The following is a 19316-nucleotide window of genomic DNA, read 5'->3' as shown; positions in this document are numbered from 1 at the left end:
CCGATGTGTAGAGCGTTTTTTATTGTTTTTCAGTTGTTTCTTTTTGTTGGTTAAATTTCATTATTTCCATATGATAACTTAACGTCTCAAGATATTTTTTTAAGTAGTAATCCTTATAACTAACTTTTGGTTTTCGAATATCGACAGTTATTAGAAAGTCACTAAAGTCAAAATCATTGTATTTATAATATTCTTCTCCGTTGTATTTTGGATATCGATTAATAACTTCCAATGCGCTATCGTAGTCAGTTTGTTTGGGAATATTCATAAAACCCCAAATATCAGAACCAAATCGTTCCATACTTGTTAAGAAGAAAATCCCCCTTTCCTGCTTCGTTGTTAAATTCAAATTGACTAAATCAAAACTCTTTTGGCTCAAATCCAAATCCTCGTGTTTATTAATTAGTACTCCGAAAATCATATTGTAATAAGTACTTAACATTTCTTGATAACTGATTTGTTCAGATTTCACTTGTTCAATTACTTTATTGTTTTTTATTGGTTTGTCTTTAAACATATTGTAATTCAAAGCTCTGATTATAAATATATTCTCTAAAGTAGTTATGTCTGGTTTAGTGAGGAATTTGACATTCAGAATATCATTATTAGGTTTGATTAATTCCGCAATGAATTCTTTTTCTTTAAATAGTTCGGGCGAACTAATTTTATCGATTTTTTCAAAAATGGAATTGTCTATATTGTTCGTATAATGGTATTTATGATAAGCTTCCGCTAAAAGAACTAATTCAGATTGTTTCGCTTGTGAAAAGCAACTAAAAGTTGAAATCAGAAGTAGGATTGTGGTTATGTTCTTCATTTTCTTAAATGCTCTACAACGTTGAGTATATGATATCGTTTTAATGATTTATATACAACGTTAAACGAAGTTCGACTTTTTATTTTATAAAGTCAAACGAGATTTAAAAAGGTTTTTGATTGCAGAATTTTCTTGTTAAAAATGAGGTATTTTTTTGTAACTTGTTTTAATGCAAGAAACCCTATTGCACCATATCTGGAAGTTCAACAAATTCCAATCTACCAACTTAAAGACAACCCAAAACCAATTGGTTAATATCAAGTCATTGGGTCAACACAATTTGGGTGCAGGTCCTGATTTTTTTAATGCCCAAATAAGTATTGATGGGCAATTATGGGCAGGTAATGTCGAAATTCATATAAAATCCAGTGACTGGTATGTCCACCATCATGAAACAGATACCAATTACGACAATGTCATTCTGCATGTGGTTTGGGAACATGATACCGATGTGTTTCGAAAAGACAATACAGCGATTCCAACGCTAGAGTTAAAACCAATTGTAGATAGTAAATTTCTAAACAATTACAATCAGCTAGTTCAAAAACAAAACCACTGGATTTATTGTGAAAAAGATTTTGCACAAGTAGATGATTTCGTCCTTTCCAATTGGTTGGAGCGGCTCTATTTTGAGCGTTTGGAACAAAAGTCTCAAGTTATTGAAAACCTTTTGCAAAAATCAAAAAACAATTGGGAAGCGGTGTTGTGTGCCATGTTAGCCAAAAACTTTGGTCTCAATATTAATGGCGAGGCTTTTTTAAGTATGGCCAACTCCATAGATTTTTCAATTATCAGAAAATTGCAATCCAATCAGCCAGATTTGGAAGCCTTGTTTTTTGGGCAAGCTGGATTGTTGGATAAGCAACAGGAGGACGGCTATTATGATGAATTAATTAAACGATATAACTTTATAAAACACAAGTTTTCATTGGATAATAGCAGTGTCACACCAGTACAATTCTTCAGACTGCGTCCCACCAATTTTCCAACCATTCGATTGTCACAGTTAGCTAGCTTGTACCATACACATCAAAATTTGTTTTCCAGTATCATAAATTGTGATGATTTAGAAAGTATCTATAAGCTATTTGAAGTGTCTACACCCAGCTATTGGGAAGCGCATTATAACTTCGGGACACCATCAAGAAAATCAAAAAAAGGATTGACCAAATCGTTTATACACCTATTGATTATTAACACGATTGTTCCTATTCAGTTTGCCTATGCTCAAAGTCAGGGACAAGATATAGTAGAAGCTGTTTTTGAGCTCATGCAACAAATACCTGCGGAGAAAAACAGTATCGTTTCGAAGTTTCAGGATTTAAGGTTCCTGCCCAATTCGGCTGGATATTCGCAAGCGCTCATTCAGCTAAAAACAGCCTATTGTGATAAGAAAAAGTGTTTACAATGTGCTGTTGGAAACGCCTTACTAAACGAATAAATTGTTACATTGCAGCATGAACATTTTCTACAGGTCTTTACTGTATTTTCAAAAGCATGGATACTATGTTTGTCAGCGCATAGCAGATCGATTGGGAATTCGTGCCAAGGTAGTCAGAACCTCGTTTATGTACCTGACTTTTGTGACCTTGGGATTTGGTTTTGCCTTGTATCTTTTCATTGCCTTTTGGATGCGAATTAAGGATTTATTATATACCAAACGGTCATCAGTTTTTGATTTATAAACATGAGTAATAAAATACTACGCTTATTCCGATCTAAAATTTACACAGCTATTATTCTGTTGGTAGCCTTATTGTTTATCGGCGTTGTTGGATTTAAAGTGCTTTCGGGTTACTCGTGGATCAATGCGCTGTACATGACTGTAATAACCATTACAACGGTTGGGTTTGGAGAAGTCAGACCACTGGATGATGCTTCTAAAATTTTTACTATTTTTCTAATTTTAGCCAGTGTTGTTATTGTGGGTTATGCCTTAAAGGTTATAACGGAATACATATTGAGTCAAAATAATGTTGATGAACTTAAACAAAAAAAGATGCAAAAAAAGATTGATAGTCTGTCTAATCACATTATTGTTTGTGGCTACGGACGAAACGGCAAGCAGGCAGTTACGAAGTTAATAGCCTATAAGAAACCTTTTGTTGTTATTGAAAGAGAGAAGGAGATAATTGATAAGTACCAAAATGAATTGGTTCCGTTTATCCATGGAAATGCTAATGAAGATGAAATCTTATTTCAAGCAGGCATTGAACGAGCCAGTACGTTAATTTCAGCTTTGCCAAACGATGCTGATAATCTGTTTGTGGTGTTATCAGCTAGACAAATCAATAGTAAAATGACCATCATCAGCCGTGCATCACAAGAAACTTCATATAAAAAGTTGAAATTGGCTGGAGCAAATAATGTCATTCTTCCAGATAAAATTGGAGGAGACCACATGGCATCCTTGGTTGTAGTTCCAGATTTAATTGAGTTCATTGATAATTTATCCATTGTGGGGAAGGCTAATATCAATATTGAAGAAATTCCTGTAAATAAATTATATGATGCTTCTGAAATTAAGACCATTCGGGATTTGGATTTACGAAGAAAAACGGGTTGCAACGTTATTGGTTATAAAAATGGTGACGGTGAGTATATTGTTAATCCTGAAGCAGATCAGCAACTCCTGCCCAATTCAAAAATTATTGTATTAGGTAGACCAGAACAAATACAGAGATTGAATTCCGAATATAATATCAAATCGCATTTGTAGGGATTTAACAACTCTTGTTTTAAAAACTCATTTTTTTTTAGCATCTTGCTAGCTTTAAAACAAAAACTAAACTAACTTTTCAAATTATGAAGAAATATCTTCTGTTTCTATTGACCTTAATTGTCCCTTTTATAACTTTCGCTCAAGAAAAGGGAATTGATGAAAAAGTAAATGATGCCTTTATGCCTGTCGCATCTTGGTGGGAAGGTTTTATATTGACTTCAGTACCCATAGCAGGACTTAATGTGCCTGTTGTTGTAATTCTATTGGTTGCTGGAGCAACATTCTTTACCTTATATTTTAAGGTGCCAAGTATTACCAGGTTTCCAACTGCCATCAGTACTGTAAGAGGTAAGTATGTTGATATAGAGAAGCACGGAGTAGATAAATTATACGATAATGATGAAGCGCTTGCTGAAGAAGATATAAAAGATACTATTCGTGATGAAAGTGCTCATGGTGAGGTTTCTCACTTTCAGGCTTTGGCAACGGCTGTGTCCGGAACAGTTGGCCTGGGTAATATTGCCGGTGTTGCTGTTGCAATTGCTACTGGTGGACCAGGTGCCACTTTTTGGATGATTGTTTGTGGATTATTGGGTATGTCAACAAAGTTTGTGGAGTGTACGCTTGGTGTCAAGTATCGAGATGTAGGAGATGATGGAACCATTTATGGTGGTCCTATGTATTATTTATCCAAAGGATTGAAAGCAACAGGAAAAGCCGGAATTGGTAAAGTTCTTGCTGTACTTTTTGCTATATTATGTGTGGGAGCTTCATTTGGTGGCGGAAATGCGTTTCAATCAAATCAGGCAACAGTTCAATTATCATCACTTATGGGATTAGAAGGTGGTGCTACAGGTACGATTATTGGTGTAATTTTAGCTGTTTTGGTTGGTATTGTAATCATTGGTGGTATCAAGCGAATTGCAAAAATTACTGAAAAAGTGGTGCCTTTCATGGCTGGTATTTACATATTAGCAGCTTTAATAATAATCTTTGCTAACTACCAATATATTGATGATGCTTTCGGATTAATTATTGAAGGTGCCTTCACGCCAATGGCAGGATTAGGTGGTTTTATGGGTGTCTTAATTGTTGGTTTCCAACGTGCGGCTTTCTCGAATGAGGCAGGTGCTGGATCGGCTGCTATTGCGCATTCAGCTGTTAGAACTAAATACCCTGCGTCAGAAGGTGTTGTGGCGCTTTTAGAGCCTTTTATCGATACAGTTGTTATCTGTACCATGACAGCATTAGTAATCATATTCTTCAATATTGATGGTGCTAATATGCAGAGTGTATTTACCTATGGTGCGGTAGAAGGCAGTAATGTTATGATTAATGCTACTGGGGAACGAATTGGTGGTGTTGATTTAACATCTGAAGCTTTTGACTCGGTTATTCCAGGTTTCTCTTATGTGTTGACTATTGCAATTGTGTTATTTGCATTTTCGACTATGATTTCATGGTCTTATTATGGATTACAGTCTTGGAAATACTTATTTGGAAGAGGTAAAGCAGCTGATTTAACATACAAAGTATTGTTCCTGTTATTCGTTGTTATTGGAGCAGCAGCAACTTTAGATGCTGTTATTAAATTCTCGGACGCTATGATCTTGGCTTTGGTGTTTCCAAATATGATAGGTTTATTACTCTTATTCCCTAAAGTACGTGAAGAAATGGCACGTTATCTAAATGCGATATCTATCAAAAAGGAGGCATTAGAGGATGGCCATGAAGACATTACAAAACACATGTAATTAAAACAGAAAAATGCAATATATCAAATCCCATTTCACGTTTTCAAAAAAGCAGCGAAATGGGATTTTTTTATTGTTGCTATTGGTTATTGCTTTTCAGTGCTTGTATTATTTTAGTGATTTTTCAAATGATGAACCTTTTAAAAGGGATGCTGAATTAATCGCATTTCAGAATGAGATCGATTCTTTGAAACAAGTAAAAGTAGAAAACTCGAAACCTAAAATCTATCCGTTTAATCCAAATTACATTACAGATTACAAAGGCTATACTCTCGGGATGTCGTCAGAAGAAATTGATAGACTTTTAGCGTTTAGGGCTAAAGACCAATGGGTTAATTCAGCAGAAGAATTTCAACAGGTTACCCGTGTATCGGATTCGTTATTGGGAATTATGTCGCCTTATTTCAAATTTCCTGAATGGGTGACAAATCCAAAAGTTAGCAAAACCTATAACAGTAAAACGTATGATAATACCCCAAAGACTTACGAGCAAAAAATCGATTTGAATCAAGCAACGGCTAGTCAACTACAAAGTGTTTATGGAGTAGGTGAGAAACTTTCAGCAAATATTATAAAATACCGGAATCAATTCAACGGTGGTTTTGCATCCGATGTGGAATTACAGGAGGTTTATGGCTTAAAACCCGAGGTTATTGAAAATATCATAAAGAAGTTTACTGTAAAGACACCAAGACCCATTAAGCAAGTAAGTTTAAATACTGCCACACGTGACCAACTGGTCACCATTAAGTACATAGACTACGAAATAGCCCATAACATTATTGAAGCGCGAACCTTGCGAGAAGGCTTTGAATCTCTTGATGATTTAACAAAAGTAAAGGGTTTACCACTCAATAAAATTGAGATAATTAAGTTATATTTGACGCTCGAATAAAACGTTAAAATTTGATTTATGAATAGTATGTACTTCACCGAAGAACATCAAATGTTTAGGCAAAGCCTACAGGATTTTTTAAAGAAAGAAGTCACACCACATATTGAGAAATGGGAAAAAGATGGGACGGTTGAGCGTTTTATCTGGAAGAAGTTCGGAGATATGGGCTTCTTTGGGGTCAATTACCCAGAGGCTTATGGCGGGTTGAATCTCGATTTGTTTTATACCGTTATTTTTCTTGAAGAATTACAAAAAATAAATTCAGGCGGTTTTGCCGCCAATATGTGGGCGCATGCCTACTTGGCGATGACGCATGTCAATGCAGAAGGAAGTGAAGCTATTAAACAAAAATATTTAACGGCCAGTATTTCTGGCGATATGATTGGCTGCTTGTGTGTAACCGAACCTTTTGGAGGAAGTGATGTAGCTGGTATGCGCACAACAGCTGTTAAGCAAGGTGATAGTTATGTAATTAATGGATCCAAAACATTTATCACCAATGGCGTTTATAGTGACTACTTGGTGGTTGCTGCTAAAACCAACCCGGAATTAGGGAATAAAGGTATCAGCATGTTTATCATTGATCGTGATACGCCAGGTGTTTCGTCAACAAAATTGGACAAGTTGGGTTGGCGTGCCAGTGATACTGCTGAAATAGCTTTTGATAACGTAAAAATTCCGGCATCCAATCTCATGGGAGAAGAAGGGAAAGGATTTCCGTATATCATGCAGCATTTTGCTTTTGAGCGATTAATTATGGGCGTGAATGCACATGCACGAGCAGAATATGCATTAGATTACGCGAAACAATATATGAGTGAGCGTCAGGCATTTGGAAAAACCATCAATTCGTTTCAAGCTTTACGCCATAGCTTTTCTGATGCATACAGTTACATGGAAGTGTGTAAGGAATTCAATTATTCTGTAGCACATAGAATGGATAAGGGTGAGTATGTTGTAAAAGAAGCGACCATTTCAAAATTACAGTCAACTAAAATGGCCGATGAGGTTATTTACCAATGTCTGCAATTTTTAGGAGGTTATGGTTACATGGAAGAATATCCTATGGCGCGATTACTTCGTGACAGTCGATTAGGACCAATAGGCGGTGGGACTTCTGAAATTCTACGTGAAATTATTGCAAAAATGACTTTGGACGGAAAGGACTATAAACCTGCAACCAAATAGCTTAAGAATGAAGTCAGTTAAGTATTTTTTGGGAATTACCATCTCGTTGTTTTCAACTATGGCCTTTTCACAGACCGAATTAAAAAACACCGTTTTGGATGGCGAAACATTTATGCCATTGGAAAGTGCCAGTGTATATGTTCAAAACACAACCATTGGAACCATTACCAATACCGATGGTAAATTTGTACTTGTTGTTCCCAATAAACATCTTAAGGATACTTTGGTGATTTCTTCCATAGGGTTTAAAAGTTATAAGATTCCTGTAGGTGAGTTTGATAGTTCATTTGATGTGTATCTGGACCCAGATGTAGCATCTCTGGATGAGGTCTTACTTGTAGCTGAAACGAGACCCAAAACAGGAAATGATATTATGCTTCGGGTCTTGGAAGAACTTCCTGAAAATTTGCCAGATTCATCTTATTTGCAAAAAGGATTTCTACGTCATAAGGAACGAAACAAAAAGGAGTTCAAATGGTTAATAGAAAGTGCGATTACATTATATGATCCAGGTTTTGATTCCATTTCGCTAGGTGATGTCAAAGTAAATGTCGATCAGGTTAGAAAAAGCTATGATTTGCGCGATGTGGATAGTTTATTGACCTATACATCCTATTTGAGAAACAACGGTATTCAATTAAGGTCAAGAAACTTAAACCGTGATACCATTAAAACGGCCTCGCTAATAAAGGCTATTAAATGGAATGACAATCGAATTAATGGTTTGGAAACGTTGTTTCATGGTAAGTTAAACATGGTGAGAAATTCTGGCAACCCGAAAGCGTTATTTAATTCAGATGACATTTTGAGTAAGCATCAATTTAAACTGGATACGGTTTTAGTTGAAAACGACAGAAAGATTTACAAACTTCAGATATCTGAAAGTTTTGAGCATGTCAATTTAGAAACCAAGGGTGTGTTTAATGACGGATTTCAACCCAAAGGGTGGATTTATGTGTATTGGGATACCTATGCCATTAAGAGAATTGAGTATGAATTGCACGCTGCCTCTCAAGCGCAGCGCAATAGAAGTAAAACACTTTTTGACACCGATTTGAATCATAAACTAATCATTTCCTACAAAGAGTATCAAGATAAAATGTATTTGAATTACATTTATTATGAAACGCCAAAATTGGTGAATGTTGGTGTTGCTGTAGATGACCCAAGAACAGAAGTTGATGAATCGGCCGTCAATAAAGATGAGCGGTATTATTATACAGTGCAGGAAATATTGTTTACTGAAATTATAACAGATCCGGAAGCCGTAACAGAAGCCGTAACCAAAATGTGGGATGCGGATATATTTTCGCCGAAACCTTATGATAAAGATTTCTGGAAAAATTACAATACGCTGTTGGAAAGTGAGGAAGAGGAAAAGCTTATTCAAGATTTAACAAAACGCTATTCATTGTTTAAAGAATAAAAAATTATAATTTCTATTGCAGGATTTAAATTTGTTATTATTTTTGCATCCTGAAAATTCTAAAAGAGAGGAGGTTAAGAACTATGTTAATTATACCAATTAAAGACGGAGAAAATATAGATAGAGCGCTAAAGCGTTACAAGCGTAAGTTTGATAGAACGGGTACAAAGCGAGCTTTACAAACGCGTAAGCAGTTTACAAAGCCTTCTGTTGCACGTAGAGCGCAAATTCAAAAAGCGCAATACATTCAGCGTTTAAGAGACCAAGAAGATATTTAGTATTTCACTAATTATGATATAAAATCCTGCACATATAATTGTTGCAGGATTTTTTTTGCATTAAAACGTGATTATTAAAAAAGATTGTAATTTTATAAAAATACAATTAAATATGTCCTTGAAGTCTTTTTTAGAATACTTACAGTTAGAAAAGAACTATTCCAACCTAACAGTCAATGCCTATGAAAGAGACTTAAATGAATTTTCTGATTTTATAGTTTCGGAATATGACGACGATAGCTTACTTCTTGTCAATTATTCTCAAATAAGGAGCTGGATCGTCTCTTTGGTAGAAAAAGGCTTGACCAATAGATCGATTAATAGGAAGATATCCTCACTGAATTCCTATTTCAAATTCCTAATGAAAGTAGGAGACATCACAACCAATCCATTAGCAAAACACAAAGCACTTAAAACAAGTAAAAAGGTTCAAATCCCTTTTTCTGAAAAAGAGGTGACAGCGGTTTTGGATGATTGGGAGTTTGACAACACCTTTGAGGGCATACGTGATAAGTTGATTATTGAATTATTTTATTCAACAGGGATTCGGCGCATTGAATTGATTGAAATTAAAATTGCAAATATTGATTTTTCAAAAAGAACATTAAAAGTATTGGGTAAGCGCAATAAAGAACGTTTTATTCCGTTACTTCAATCTGTGATTGAAACTTTAAAAAGTTATTTAGAATCCAGAAATAATTTAGAAATAATCAAAGATTCTGATTACTTGTTTTTAACCCAAAAAGGCGTTAAAATTTATGAAACACTTGTTTACCGAATAATAAATGAGTATTTTAGTTTAGCATCTTCCAAGGTAAAAAAGAGTCCGCACATATTAAGACATTCATTTGCGACTCATTTATTAAATCAAGGTGCAGATTTAAATGCAGTAAAGGAACTGCTTGGTCACTCTAGTTTAGCCGCGACACAGGTATATACACACAACAGTATTTCGGAATTGAAAAAAGTATACCTGAAATCGCACCCCAGAAGTGACGAATAGGAAAATTTAATCTATTGTTTAACGAAAATTAGTAGAGTATGAAAGTAAACACGCAATCAGTCAATTTTAACGCAGACAGAAAATTGATAGACTTCATTCAAAAACGAATGAACAAGCTGGATTTATTTTATGATAAGGTCATTCAATCAGATGTATTTTTAAAAGTGGAAAATACCAGTGACAAAGCCAATAAAATATTTGAAGCCCGATTAAGTGTACCAGGTGATAGTTTTGTTGTAAAAAAACAATGTAAAACCTTTGAAGAAGGAGCTGATAGTGCTGTTGCCTCACTGGAAAGACAGCTTAAAAAGCGAAAAGAAAAATTAAGAGCATATTTATGATAAAATTTTTCGAAAAATGTTTTGAATAAGAAAATAAATATATACATTTGCAGTCCGTTAGAAATAGCGGGCTTTTTTTTAGCTAAAAAAGTGATGAAAAGCCGATGTAGCTCAGCTGGCTAGAGCAGCTGATTTGTAATCAGCAGGTCGTGGGTTCGAGTCCCTCCATCGGCTCAAGTTCTTTAAGAAACTGAAACATATTTTTTATTGGGGAGATACTCAAGCGGCCAACGAGGACAGACTGTAAATCTGTTGTTTTTTAACTTCGCAGGTTCGAATCCTGCTCTCCCCACAAAAAATTAAGATTGCGGGAGTAGCTCAGTTGGTAGAGCGTCAGCCTTCCAAGCTGAATGTCGCCGGTTCGAACCCGGTCTCCCGCTCTAAAATTTACGAGTTACGGTATGCGGTTTACGAATCGTAAATCTTAAATCGGCAATCGTAAATGAAAAGCCGGTGTAGCTCAGGGGTAGAGCGTTTCCTTGGTAAGGAAGAGGTCACGAGTTCAAATCTCGTCATTGGCTCTTTTCAAGATGCATTAAATTGAACACTAATATAAATTAAGATTAAAATAAATTAAACATGGCAAAGGCAACTTTCGATCGTTCAAAACCACACTTAAATATTGGTACTATTGGACACGTAGATCACGGTAAAACAACTTTAACTGCTGCTATTACTAAAGTATTAGCTGATGCAGGTTTTTCAGAAGCAAGATCATTCGATCAAATCGATAACGCTCCAGAAGAGAAAGAAAGAGGTATTACAATTAATACATCTCACGTAGAATATCAAACAGCAAATCGTCACTATGCCCACGTTGACTGTCCAGGTCACGCGGATTATGTTAAGAACATGGTAACTGGTGCTGCTCAAATGGATGGTGCAATTTTAGTTGTTGCTGCTACTGATGGTCCTATGCCACAAACTCGTGAGCACATCTTATTAGGTCGCCAAGTAGGTATTCCAAGAATCGTTGTTTTCTTGAACAAAGTTGATATGGTTGATGACGAGGAATTATTGGAATTAGTTGATATGGAAGTTAGAGATTTATTAAACTTCTATGAGTATGATGGTGATAATGGTCCTGTAATTTCAGGTTCTGCTTTAGGTGCCCTTAATGGTGAGCAAAAGTGGGTAGATACTGTATTGGAATTAATGGAAGCTTGTGATACTTGGATTGAAGAGCCAGTTCGTGATATGGATAAGCCTTTCTTAATGCCAATTGAAGATGTATTCTCTATTACTGGTCGTGGTACTGTTGCTACTGGTCGTATTGAAACAGGTGTTGCTAATACTGGTGACCCAGTTGAAATTATCGGTATGGGTGCTGAAAAGTTAACATCTACTATTACTGGTATTGAAATGTTCCGTCAAATTCTTGATAGAGGTGAAGCTGGTGATAATGCAGGTATCTTATTAAGAGGTATTGAGAAAACTCAAATCTCAAGAGGTATGGTTATTACGAAACCAGGTTCTGTTACTCCTCACAAAAAATTCAAAGCTGAGGTTTATATCTTGAAAAAAGAAGAAGGTGGTCGTCACACACCATTCCACAATAACTACCGTCCACAGTTCTACGTACGTACAACTGACGTAACTGGAAACATCGCGCTTCCTGATGGAGTTGAGATGGTAATGCCTGGTGATAACTTAACAATTACTGTTGAGTTAATCCAACCAATCGCCATGAACGTAGGTTTACGTTTCGCTATCCGTGAAGGAGGTAGAACAGTTGGTGCTGGTCAGGTAACTGAAATTTTAGATTAATAAAATTCAATAAATAATAAAGTTAAGGTATTCCGTTTTTTCGGAATACCTTGACTTGTATTTACGGGTTTAGCTCAGTTGGTAGAGCACTGGTCTCCAAAACCAGGTGTCGGGAGTTCGAGCCTCTCAACCCGTGCAGAGTTAAACAAAGTATAGAGCTGTCGTCATTTTGAGGCTCTCAATATTGAAAAAAAAATATATAATGGCTGGATTTGTAAACTATATAAAAGAATCGTTCGGAGAATTAAAAAATAATGTGACTTGGCCGTCATGGGCAGAAGCACAGAGCTTAACTGTTTTAGTAGCAGTTTTTTCAATTATTTTCTCGTTAGCAATTTGGGGAGTAGATACAGTGTTCAGCAAAGCCATAGGATTTTACTTTAAATGGATTAACGGATAAAATAAAATTGTATGTCTGAAGGAAATGAAAAAAAGTGGTATGTAGTTAGAGCTGTAAGTGGTCAAGAAAATAAGATCAAAACTTACATCGAAAATGAAATTGCCCGTTTAGGATATGGAGATTATGTTGATGAGGTTTTAGTACCAACAGAAAAGGTTATCCAAATCAGAAATGGCAAGAAGATAAACAAAGAAAAAGTTTATTTTCCTGGCTACATCATGATAAAAGCAAATTTGACAGGAGAAATACCTCATATCATTAAATCAGTAACGAATGTTATTGGCTTTTTAGGTGAAACAAAAGGAGGAGACCCTGTGCCATTAAGACAATCTGAAGTAAACAGAATGTTAGGTAAGGTAGATGAGTTGTCTTTAGAGTCAGATGCTAATGTCGCGATTCCGTTTACAAAAGGTGAAACGGTTAAGGTAATTGATGGGCCATTTAATGGATTCGATGGAACTATTGAAAAAATCAATGAAGAAAAGCGTAAACTTGAGGTAATGGTTAAGATTTTCGGAAGAAAGACACCATTGGAATTAAGTTATATGCAAGTTGAAAAAGTATAATAATTGTTACAAGATATAATACAATCTTACGCTTCCAATCATAAGAATTGTATAAACTAAATTATTAAAAATGGCAAAAGAATTAAGTAAAGTAGTTAAACTACAAGTTAGGGGAGGTGCAGCGAATCCATCGCCACCGGTTGGACCCGCTTTAGGTGCCGCTGGAGTTAATATCATGGAGTTCTGTAAGCAGTTTAATGCGAGAACTCAAGATAAGCCTGGTAAAGTATTACCAGTTGTGATTTCTGTTTACAAAGACAAGTCATTTGACTTTGTAATCAAAACACCTCCTGCAGCAGTACAATTATTAGAAGCGGCCAAGGTGAAGAAGGGTTCTGGTGAACCTCATATTAAAAAAGTAGCTAAAGTTTCTTGGGATCAGATTAGAACCATAGCTGAAGACAAAATGCAGGATTTAAATGCATTTACAGTTGAATCTGCCATGACTATGGTAGCTGGAACTGCAAGATCTATGGGTATAACTGTAAAAGGAGGTCAAGCCCCTAATTAATCTAAAAAATTTTAAAAAATGGCAAGATTAACAAGAAAACAAAAGGAGGCTTTAGCGAAAATAGAAAAAGGGAAACTGTATTCTATTGATGAAGCTTCTTCATTAGTGAAAGAAATTACCAATACCAAATTTGATGCATCAGTAGATATTGCTGTTCGTTTAGGTGTTGACCCTCGTAAAGCCAATCAAATGGTTAGAGGTGTTGTAACATTACCTCATGGTACTGGTAAAGACGTGAAAGTATTAGCATTGGTAACACCAGATAAAGAAGCTGAAGCCAAAGAAGCTGGAGCTGATTATGTTGGTTTAGATGAATACCTTGATAAAATAAAAGGTGGTTGGACTGACGTGGATGTTATCATTACCATGCCAAGCGTAATGGGTAAATTAGGTCCTTTAGGACGTGTATTAGGTCCTCGTGGTTTAATGCCAAACCCAAAAACAGGTACGGTAACTATGGATGTTGCTAAAGCTGTAAATGATGTGAAATCTGGTAAAATTGACTTTAAAGTTGATAAAACCGGTATCGTACATGCATCTATAGGTAAAGCATCTTTCAGTGCTGATAAAATTGCAGGTAATGCAAATGAATTATTACAAACATTATTAAAACTTAAGCCAACTGCAGCTAAAGGAACTTATGTAAAGAGCATTTATATGTCAAGTACCATGAGTCCTAGTTTAGCCGTTGATCCAAAAATTGGTTAAGTAGTTTAAAACTTTTATTATGACTAGAGAAGAAAAATCACAAGTAATTAAAGACTTAACTGCACAATTAGCCGATAATGCAAATATATATCTTGCAGATATATCTGGATTAAATGCAGGAGCGACTTCAGATTTACGTCGTGCTTGCTTTAAGGCTAACATTAAATTAGCAGTTGTTAAAAATACCTTGCTTGAAAAAGCAATGGAAGCATCAGATAAAGATTTTGGAGATCTTCCTTCAACATTAAAAGGAAATACTTCAGTCATGTATTCTGAAACTGGTAATGCTCCGGCCAAAGTAATTAAAAACTTCCGTAAAAAATCAGATAAGCCACTTTTAAAAGGTGCCTTTATTGAGGAAGCTGTTTACATTGGCGATGCGCAACTTGACGCTTTAGTTGATATCAAATCTAAAGAAGAAGTTATCGGTGATATCATTGGCTTGTTACAATCACCAGCTAAAAGTGTTATTTCGGCACTTCAGTCTAGTGGCGGTAAGCTTGCAGGTATTATTAAAACATTATCCGAAAAAGAAGGATAATCTAAAAAAGTACGCACTTTTTACACAATTATATTAAAATTAAAAATTTATTAAAACGATAGAAAAATGGCAGATTTAAAAGATTTCGCAGAACAATTAGTTAACTTAACAGTAAAAGAAGTTAATGAGTTAGCTACTATTTTAAAAGATGAGTATGGTATCGAGCCTGCTGCTGCTGCAGTAGCTGTTGCTGCTGGCCCAGGTGCTGGTGCTGGTGAAGCTGCAGAAGAAAAATCAGAATTTGATGTAATCCTTAAAGCCGCTGGTGGTTCTAAATTAGCAGTTGTAAAATTAGTTAAGGAATTAACTGGTTTAGGATTAAAAGAAGCTAAAGAATTAGTTGATGGTGCACCAAGCGCAATTAAAGAAGGTGTATCTAAAGACGAAGCTGAAGGCTTAAAATCTTCTTTAGAAGAAGCAGGAGCAGAGGTTGAGCTTAAGTAAGCTTAACACCCCAAACACATAAAGGTTTAGGCCTGAAGTTAATCACTTCTGGGCCTAGACCATTTTGCGTATATAACCGTGACCTATACGCAGTCACATTTTTTTTAATCAAAATTCCGTCCATTGATGTTAGAAAAACAAGCTGAAAGATTAAATTTCTCATCTATTGTCAATAGAACAGAATATCCAGACTTTATGGATATTCAGATAAAATCCTTCCAGGATTTTTTCCAGCTAGAAACTAAATCTGAAGAACGAGGAGATGAAGGTTTATACAATACCTTCATGGAAAACTTCCCAATAACAGACACACGTAATCAATTTGTTTTAGAATTTTTAGATTACTTTATCGATCCACCACGATACACCATTGAAGAGTGTATTGAGCGAGGACTTACCTATAGCGTTCCACTGAAGGCGAGGTTAAAATTGTACTGTACAGACCCTGAACATGAGGATTTCGAGACCATTGTTCAAGATGTGTATTTAGGGACAATTCCATACATGACGCCAAGTGGTACCTTTGTTATTAATGGAGCAGAACGAGTTGTGGTTTCACAATTACACCGTTCTCCAGGTGTCTTCTTTGGTCAATCATTCCATGCGAATGGAACTAAATTATACTCGGCTAGAGTTATTCCATTCAAGGGTTCTTGGATTGAATTCGCTACAGACATCAATAGTGTGATGTACGCCTATATTGATCGTAAGAAAAAATTACCAGTTACTACGTTGTTTAGAGCAATTGGTTTTGAGAGAGATAAGGATATATTAGAAATTTTTGATTTAGCTGAAGAGGTAAAAGTATCTAAAGCTGGATTGAAAAAAGTACTGGGACGTAAATTGGCTGCCCGTGTTTTGAATACATGGCATGAGGATTTTGTTGATGAAGACACAGGTGAAGTTGTATCGATTGAGCGTAACGAAATTGTTTTAGATCGTGATACAGTTCTTGATAAGGACAATGTTGAAGAAATCCTTGAGACAAGTGTCAAAACGATTCTTTTACACAAGGAAAGTGCTCAACAAGGGGATTACGCTATTATTCATAATACATTACAAAAAGATCCAACAAACTCTGAAAAAGAGGCAGTTGAACACATATACCGTCAATTACGTAATGCCGAGCCGCCAGATGAAGAAACGGCTCGTGGTATTATTGACAAGTTATTCTTCTCGGACCAACGTTACTCATTAGGTGAAGTAGGTCGTTATAGAATGAATAAAAAATTAGGTCTTGATATTGGAATGGATAAGCAGGTGCTTACAAAAGAAGATATCATTACCATTATTAAATATTTAATTGAGCTTATCAACTCTAAAGCAGAGATTGATGATATTGATCACTTATCTAACCGTCGTGTACGAACTGTTGGTGAACAATTATCACAACAGTTTGGTGTTGGTTTAGCGCGTATGGCACGTACTATTCGCGAGCGTATGAATGTTCGTGATAACGAAGTATTTACACCAATTGATTTGATTAATGCCAAGACATTATCGTCTGTTATTAATTCTTTCTTTGGTACTAACCAGTTGTCTCAATTCATGGATCAAACGAATCCATTGGCGGAGATAACACACAAACGTCGTTTATCAGCATTAGGACCTGGTGGTTTATCAAGAGAAAGAGCTGGTTTCGAGGTTCGTGACGTTCACTATACGCATTATGGTCGTTTATGTCCTATTGAAACACCAGAAGGACCAAACATTGGTTTGATTTCTTCGCTATCGGTTTATGCTAAAGTAAACTCCATGGGATTCATTGAAACACCATATAGAAAAGTTGAAGAAGGTGTTGTAGATATTAAAGGAGATCCAGTTTACTTAAGTGCCGAAGAAGAAGAAGAACAATTAATTGCGCAAGCAACTGTTGAAGTTGATGATAAAGGTAAAATTGTTCATGATAAGGTAATTGCTAGAATGGAAGGTGATTTCCCAGTGGTTGAGCCAGACAAAGTTCACTACACGGATGTTGCTCCTAACCAGATTGCTTCTATTTCAGCATCGTTAATTCCATTTTTGGAGCATGATGATGCGAACCGTGCTTTGATGGGGTCAAACATGATGCGTCAGGCAGTTCCATTATTGCGTCCGCAGGCACCAATTGTTGGTACAGGATTGGAAAGACAGGTAGCTACTGATTCACGTGTTTTAATCAATGCTGAAGGTAATGGGGTTGTTGAGTACGTGGATGCCAATGAAATTGTCATTAAATACGATAGAACTGAAGATGAAGCTAAAGTAAGTTTTGACAGTGAAACCAAAACATATCCTTTAGTTAAATTTAGAAAGACAAACCAAGGGACTTCAATCAATCTTAAATCCATTGTTAGAAAAGGAGATAAGGTTACCAAAGGTCAGGTACTTTGTGAGGGTTATGCAACTCAAAACGGAGAATTGGCTCTAGGTAGAAATATGAAAGTAGCCTTTATGCCTTGGAAAGGGTATAACTTTGAGGATGCGATTGTAATTTCTGAAAAAGTAGTTCGTGAGGATATCTTTACTTCAATTCATATTGATGAATATTCACTAGAAGTTCGTGATACTAAATTAGGTAACGAGGAATTGACTAATGATATTCCTAACGTTTCGGAAGAAGCTACCAAAGATTTAGATGAACACGGTATGATTCGTGTGGGTGCTGAAGTAAAACCTGGTGACATTCTTATTGGTAAGATCACGCCAAAAGGTGAATCAGATCCAACACCTGAAGAAAAGTTATTACGTGCCATCTTTGGAGATAAAGCTGGTGATGTTAAAGATGCGTCTTTAAAAGCGTCTCCTTCATTAAACGGTGTAGTAATTGATAAAAAATTATTCTCTCGTGCAGTTAAGGATAAACGAAAAAGAGCACAAGATAAAGAGGATATAGCTCAATTAGAGGCACTTTATAATAAGAAGTTTGATGATTTACAAAGCATTTTAGTTGATAAACTATTTGCCATTGTAGGTGGAAAAACGGCTCAAGGTGTTTACAATGATTTAGGTGAAGAAGTATTGCCAAAAGGTAAAAAGTACACACTTAAAATGTTGAACGCGGTTGATGACTATGTTCACTTAACGAGTGGTCAATGGACAACAGATGATCATACTAATAAATTAGTTGCCGATTTAATTCACAATTACAAGATTAAAGAAAACGATTTACAAGGTTCGTTGCGTCGTGAGAAATTCACGATTTCTGTAGGTGATGAATTACCAGCTGGTATTATCAAATTAGCGAAAGTTTACATTGCTAAAAAACGTAAGCTTAAAGTTGGTGATAAAATGGCAGGTCGTCATGGTAACAAAGGTATTGTGGCGCGTATCGTTCGTCAGGAAGATATGCCATTCCTAGAAGATGGAACACCTGTTGATATTGTATTGAATCCTCTTGGTGTACCATCGCGTATGAACATCGGTCAGATATATGAAACAGTTCTTGGATGGGCTGGTCAAAAATTAAACCGTACGTATGCAACACCAATCTTTGATGGTGCTACATTGGATCAAATCAATGAATTTACAGATGAAGCTGGAATTCCAAGATTTGGACATACCTATCTATATGATGGTGGTACTGGAAATCGTTTTGACCAACCAGCTACAGTAGGTGTTATCTATATGTTGAAACTTGGTCATATGGTTGACGATAAGATGCATGCGCGTTCTATAGGTCCTTACTCTTTAATTACGCAACAACCATTAGGTGGTAAAGCACAGTTTGGTGGTCAGCGTTTTGGTGAGATGGAGGTTTGGGCTCTTGAAGCTTATGGAGCATCTGCAACCTTAAGAGAAATATTGACCGTTAAATCTGATGACGTTATTGGTAGAGCTAAAACATACGAAAGTATTGTTAAAGGTGAGCCAATGCCAGAGCCTGGATTACCAGAATCATTCAATGTATTAATGCATGAATTGAAAGGTCTAGGATTGGATATCAGATTAGAGGAGTAGTTAATTAAAAAAATCA

At 35.9% G+C, this 19316-nt stretch carries 19 protein-coding genes and 5 tRNA genes; 23 read left to right on the top strand and 1 reads right to left on the bottom strand.

The window, feature by feature from the left end; all coding sequences use genetic code 11:
• Positions 1–19: 19 nt before the first annotated feature.
• Positions 20–817: a hypothetical protein gene (locus ACKXGU_RS04525; RefSeq protein ID WP_463466864.1), complete on the bottom strand. Its 798-nt coding sequence runs from the start codon at positions 815–817 to the stop codon at positions 20–22.
• Positions 818–986: 169 nt separating this feature from the next.
• On the opposite strand from ACKXGU_RS04525, the gene ACKXGU_RS04520 reads away from it, so the two are divergent.
• The 23 genes from ACKXGU_RS04520 (at position 987) to rpoB (ending at position 19300) form a co-directional block, all read left to right on the top strand.
• Positions 987–2258, top strand: a complete 1272-nt coding sequence (locus ACKXGU_RS04520) for a DUF2851 family protein (RefSeq protein ID WP_463466863.1) — start codon at positions 987–989, stop codon at positions 2256–2258.
• Between the two features lie 16 nt (positions 2259–2274).
• The gene (locus ACKXGU_RS04515) at positions 2275–2502 is read left to right on the top strand and encodes a PspC domain-containing protein (protein ID WP_103051403.1); all 228 of its coding nucleotides are present in this window, start codon (positions 2275–2277) and stop codon (positions 2500–2502) included.
• A 2-nt stretch (positions 2503–2504) separates the two neighbouring features.
• On the top strand, positions 2505–3536 hold the full coding sequence (locus ACKXGU_RS04510; RefSeq protein ID WP_463466862.1) for a potassium channel family protein: 1032 nt from the start codon (positions 2505–2507) through the stop codon (positions 3534–3536).
• An 86-nt stretch (positions 3537–3622) separates the two neighbouring features.
• Entirely contained in the window at positions 3623–5293 is a 1671-nt protein-coding gene (locus tag ACKXGU_RS04505) for an alanine/glycine:cation symporter family protein (RefSeq protein WP_463466861.1), read from the top strand.
• 13 nt (positions 5294–5306) lie between these two features.
• Entirely contained in the window at positions 5307–6188 is an 882-nt protein-coding gene (locus ACKXGU_RS04500) for a ComEA family DNA-binding protein (protein ID WP_463466860.1), read from the top strand.
• 18 nt (positions 6189–6206) lie between these two features.
• Positions 6207–7376 carry an acyl-CoA dehydrogenase family protein gene (locus ACKXGU_RS04495; RefSeq protein WP_463466859.1) on the top strand — a complete coding sequence of 390 codons (1170 nt, stop codon included), beginning with the start codon at positions 6207–6209 and terminating at the stop codon, positions 7374–7376.
• A 7-nt stretch (positions 7377–7383) separates the two neighbouring features.
• Entirely contained in the window at positions 7384–8802 is a 1419-nt protein-coding gene (locus ACKXGU_RS04490) for a carboxypeptidase-like regulatory domain-containing protein (protein WP_463466858.1), read from the top strand.
• Positions 8803–8885: 83 nt separating this feature from the next.
• Positions 8886–9080 (top strand): 30S ribosomal protein S21, encoded by a 195-nt coding sequence (gene rpsU / locus ACKXGU_RS04485; RefSeq protein WP_103051397.1) that lies wholly within the window; start codon positions 8886–8888, stop codon positions 9078–9080.
• A gap of 112 nt (positions 9081–9192) precedes the next feature.
• Complete coding sequence (locus ACKXGU_RS04480) at positions 9193–10083, top strand: tyrosine-type recombinase/integrase (RefSeq protein WP_463466857.1); 891 nt, start codon at positions 9193–9195, stop codon at positions 10081–10083.
• Positions 10084–10121: 38 nt separating this feature from the next.
• Complete coding sequence (gene hpf, locus ACKXGU_RS04475; protein WP_463466856.1) at positions 10122–10424, top strand: ribosome hibernation-promoting factor, HPF/YfiA family; 303 nt, start codon at positions 10122–10124, stop codon at positions 10422–10424.
• 100 nt (positions 10425–10524) lie between these two features.
• Positions 10525–10598 (top strand) — tRNA-Thr (locus ACKXGU_RS04470).
• Between the two features lie 35 nt (positions 10599–10633).
• Positions 10634–10716: transfer RNA gene (locus ACKXGU_RS04465), tRNA-Tyr, on the top strand.
• Between the two features lie 15 nt (positions 10717–10731).
• Positions 10732–10804, top strand: a tRNA-Gly gene (locus ACKXGU_RS04460).
• A gap of 69 nt (positions 10805–10873) precedes the next feature.
• Positions 10874–10945: transfer RNA gene (locus ACKXGU_RS04455), tRNA-Thr, on the top strand.
• Positions 10946–11003: 58 nt separating this feature from the next.
• Positions 11004–12191, top strand: a complete 1188-nt coding sequence (gene tuf, locus ACKXGU_RS04450) for an elongation factor Tu (RefSeq protein ID WP_463466855.1) — start codon at positions 11004–11006, stop codon at positions 12189–12191.
• Between the two features lie 63 nt (positions 12192–12254).
• A tRNA-Trp gene (locus tag ACKXGU_RS04445) sits at positions 12255–12327 on the top strand.
• A gap of 66 nt (positions 12328–12393) precedes the next feature.
• Positions 12394–12591, top strand: coding sequence for a preprotein translocase subunit SecE (gene secE, locus ACKXGU_RS04440; protein ID WP_103051393.1), 198 nt, complete (start codon positions 12394–12396; stop codon positions 12589–12591).
• A gap of 11 nt (positions 12592–12602) precedes the next feature.
• Positions 12603–13157 carry a transcription termination/antitermination protein NusG gene (nusG, locus tag ACKXGU_RS04435; RefSeq protein WP_463466854.1) on the top strand — a complete coding sequence of 185 codons (555 nt, stop codon included), beginning with the start codon at positions 12603–12605 and terminating at the stop codon, positions 13155–13157.
• A gap of 70 nt (positions 13158–13227) precedes the next feature.
• Positions 13228–13668: a 50S ribosomal protein L11 gene (gene rplK, locus ACKXGU_RS04430; RefSeq protein WP_103051391.1), complete on the top strand. Its 441-nt coding sequence runs from the start codon at positions 13228–13230 to the stop codon at positions 13666–13668.
• Between the two features lie 18 nt (positions 13669–13686).
• Positions 13687–14376: a 50S ribosomal protein L1 gene (gene rplA, locus ACKXGU_RS04425; protein WP_103051390.1), complete on the top strand. Its 690-nt coding sequence runs from the start codon at positions 13687–13689 to the stop codon at positions 14374–14376.
• Positions 14377–14395: 19 nt separating this feature from the next.
• Entirely contained in the window at positions 14396–14917 is a 522-nt protein-coding gene (gene rplJ, locus ACKXGU_RS04420) for a 50S ribosomal protein L10 (RefSeq protein ID WP_463466853.1), read from the top strand.
• Positions 14918–14983: 66 nt separating this feature from the next.
• The gene (gene rplL, locus ACKXGU_RS04415; RefSeq protein WP_463466852.1) at positions 14984–15361 is read left to right on the top strand and encodes a 50S ribosomal protein L7/L12; all 378 of its coding nucleotides are present in this window, start codon (positions 14984–14986) and stop codon (positions 15359–15361) included.
• A gap of 126 nt (positions 15362–15487) precedes the next feature.
• Entirely contained in the window at positions 15488–19300 is a 3813-nt protein-coding gene (gene rpoB / locus ACKXGU_RS04410; protein ID WP_463466851.1) for a DNA-directed RNA polymerase subunit beta, read from the top strand.
• The last annotated feature ends 16 nt before the right edge of the window (positions 19301–19316 follow it).

The organism is Hanstruepera sp. CR43, from assembly GCF_055227665.1.
This window is presented reverse-complemented; position numbering and strand designations above follow the sequence as displayed.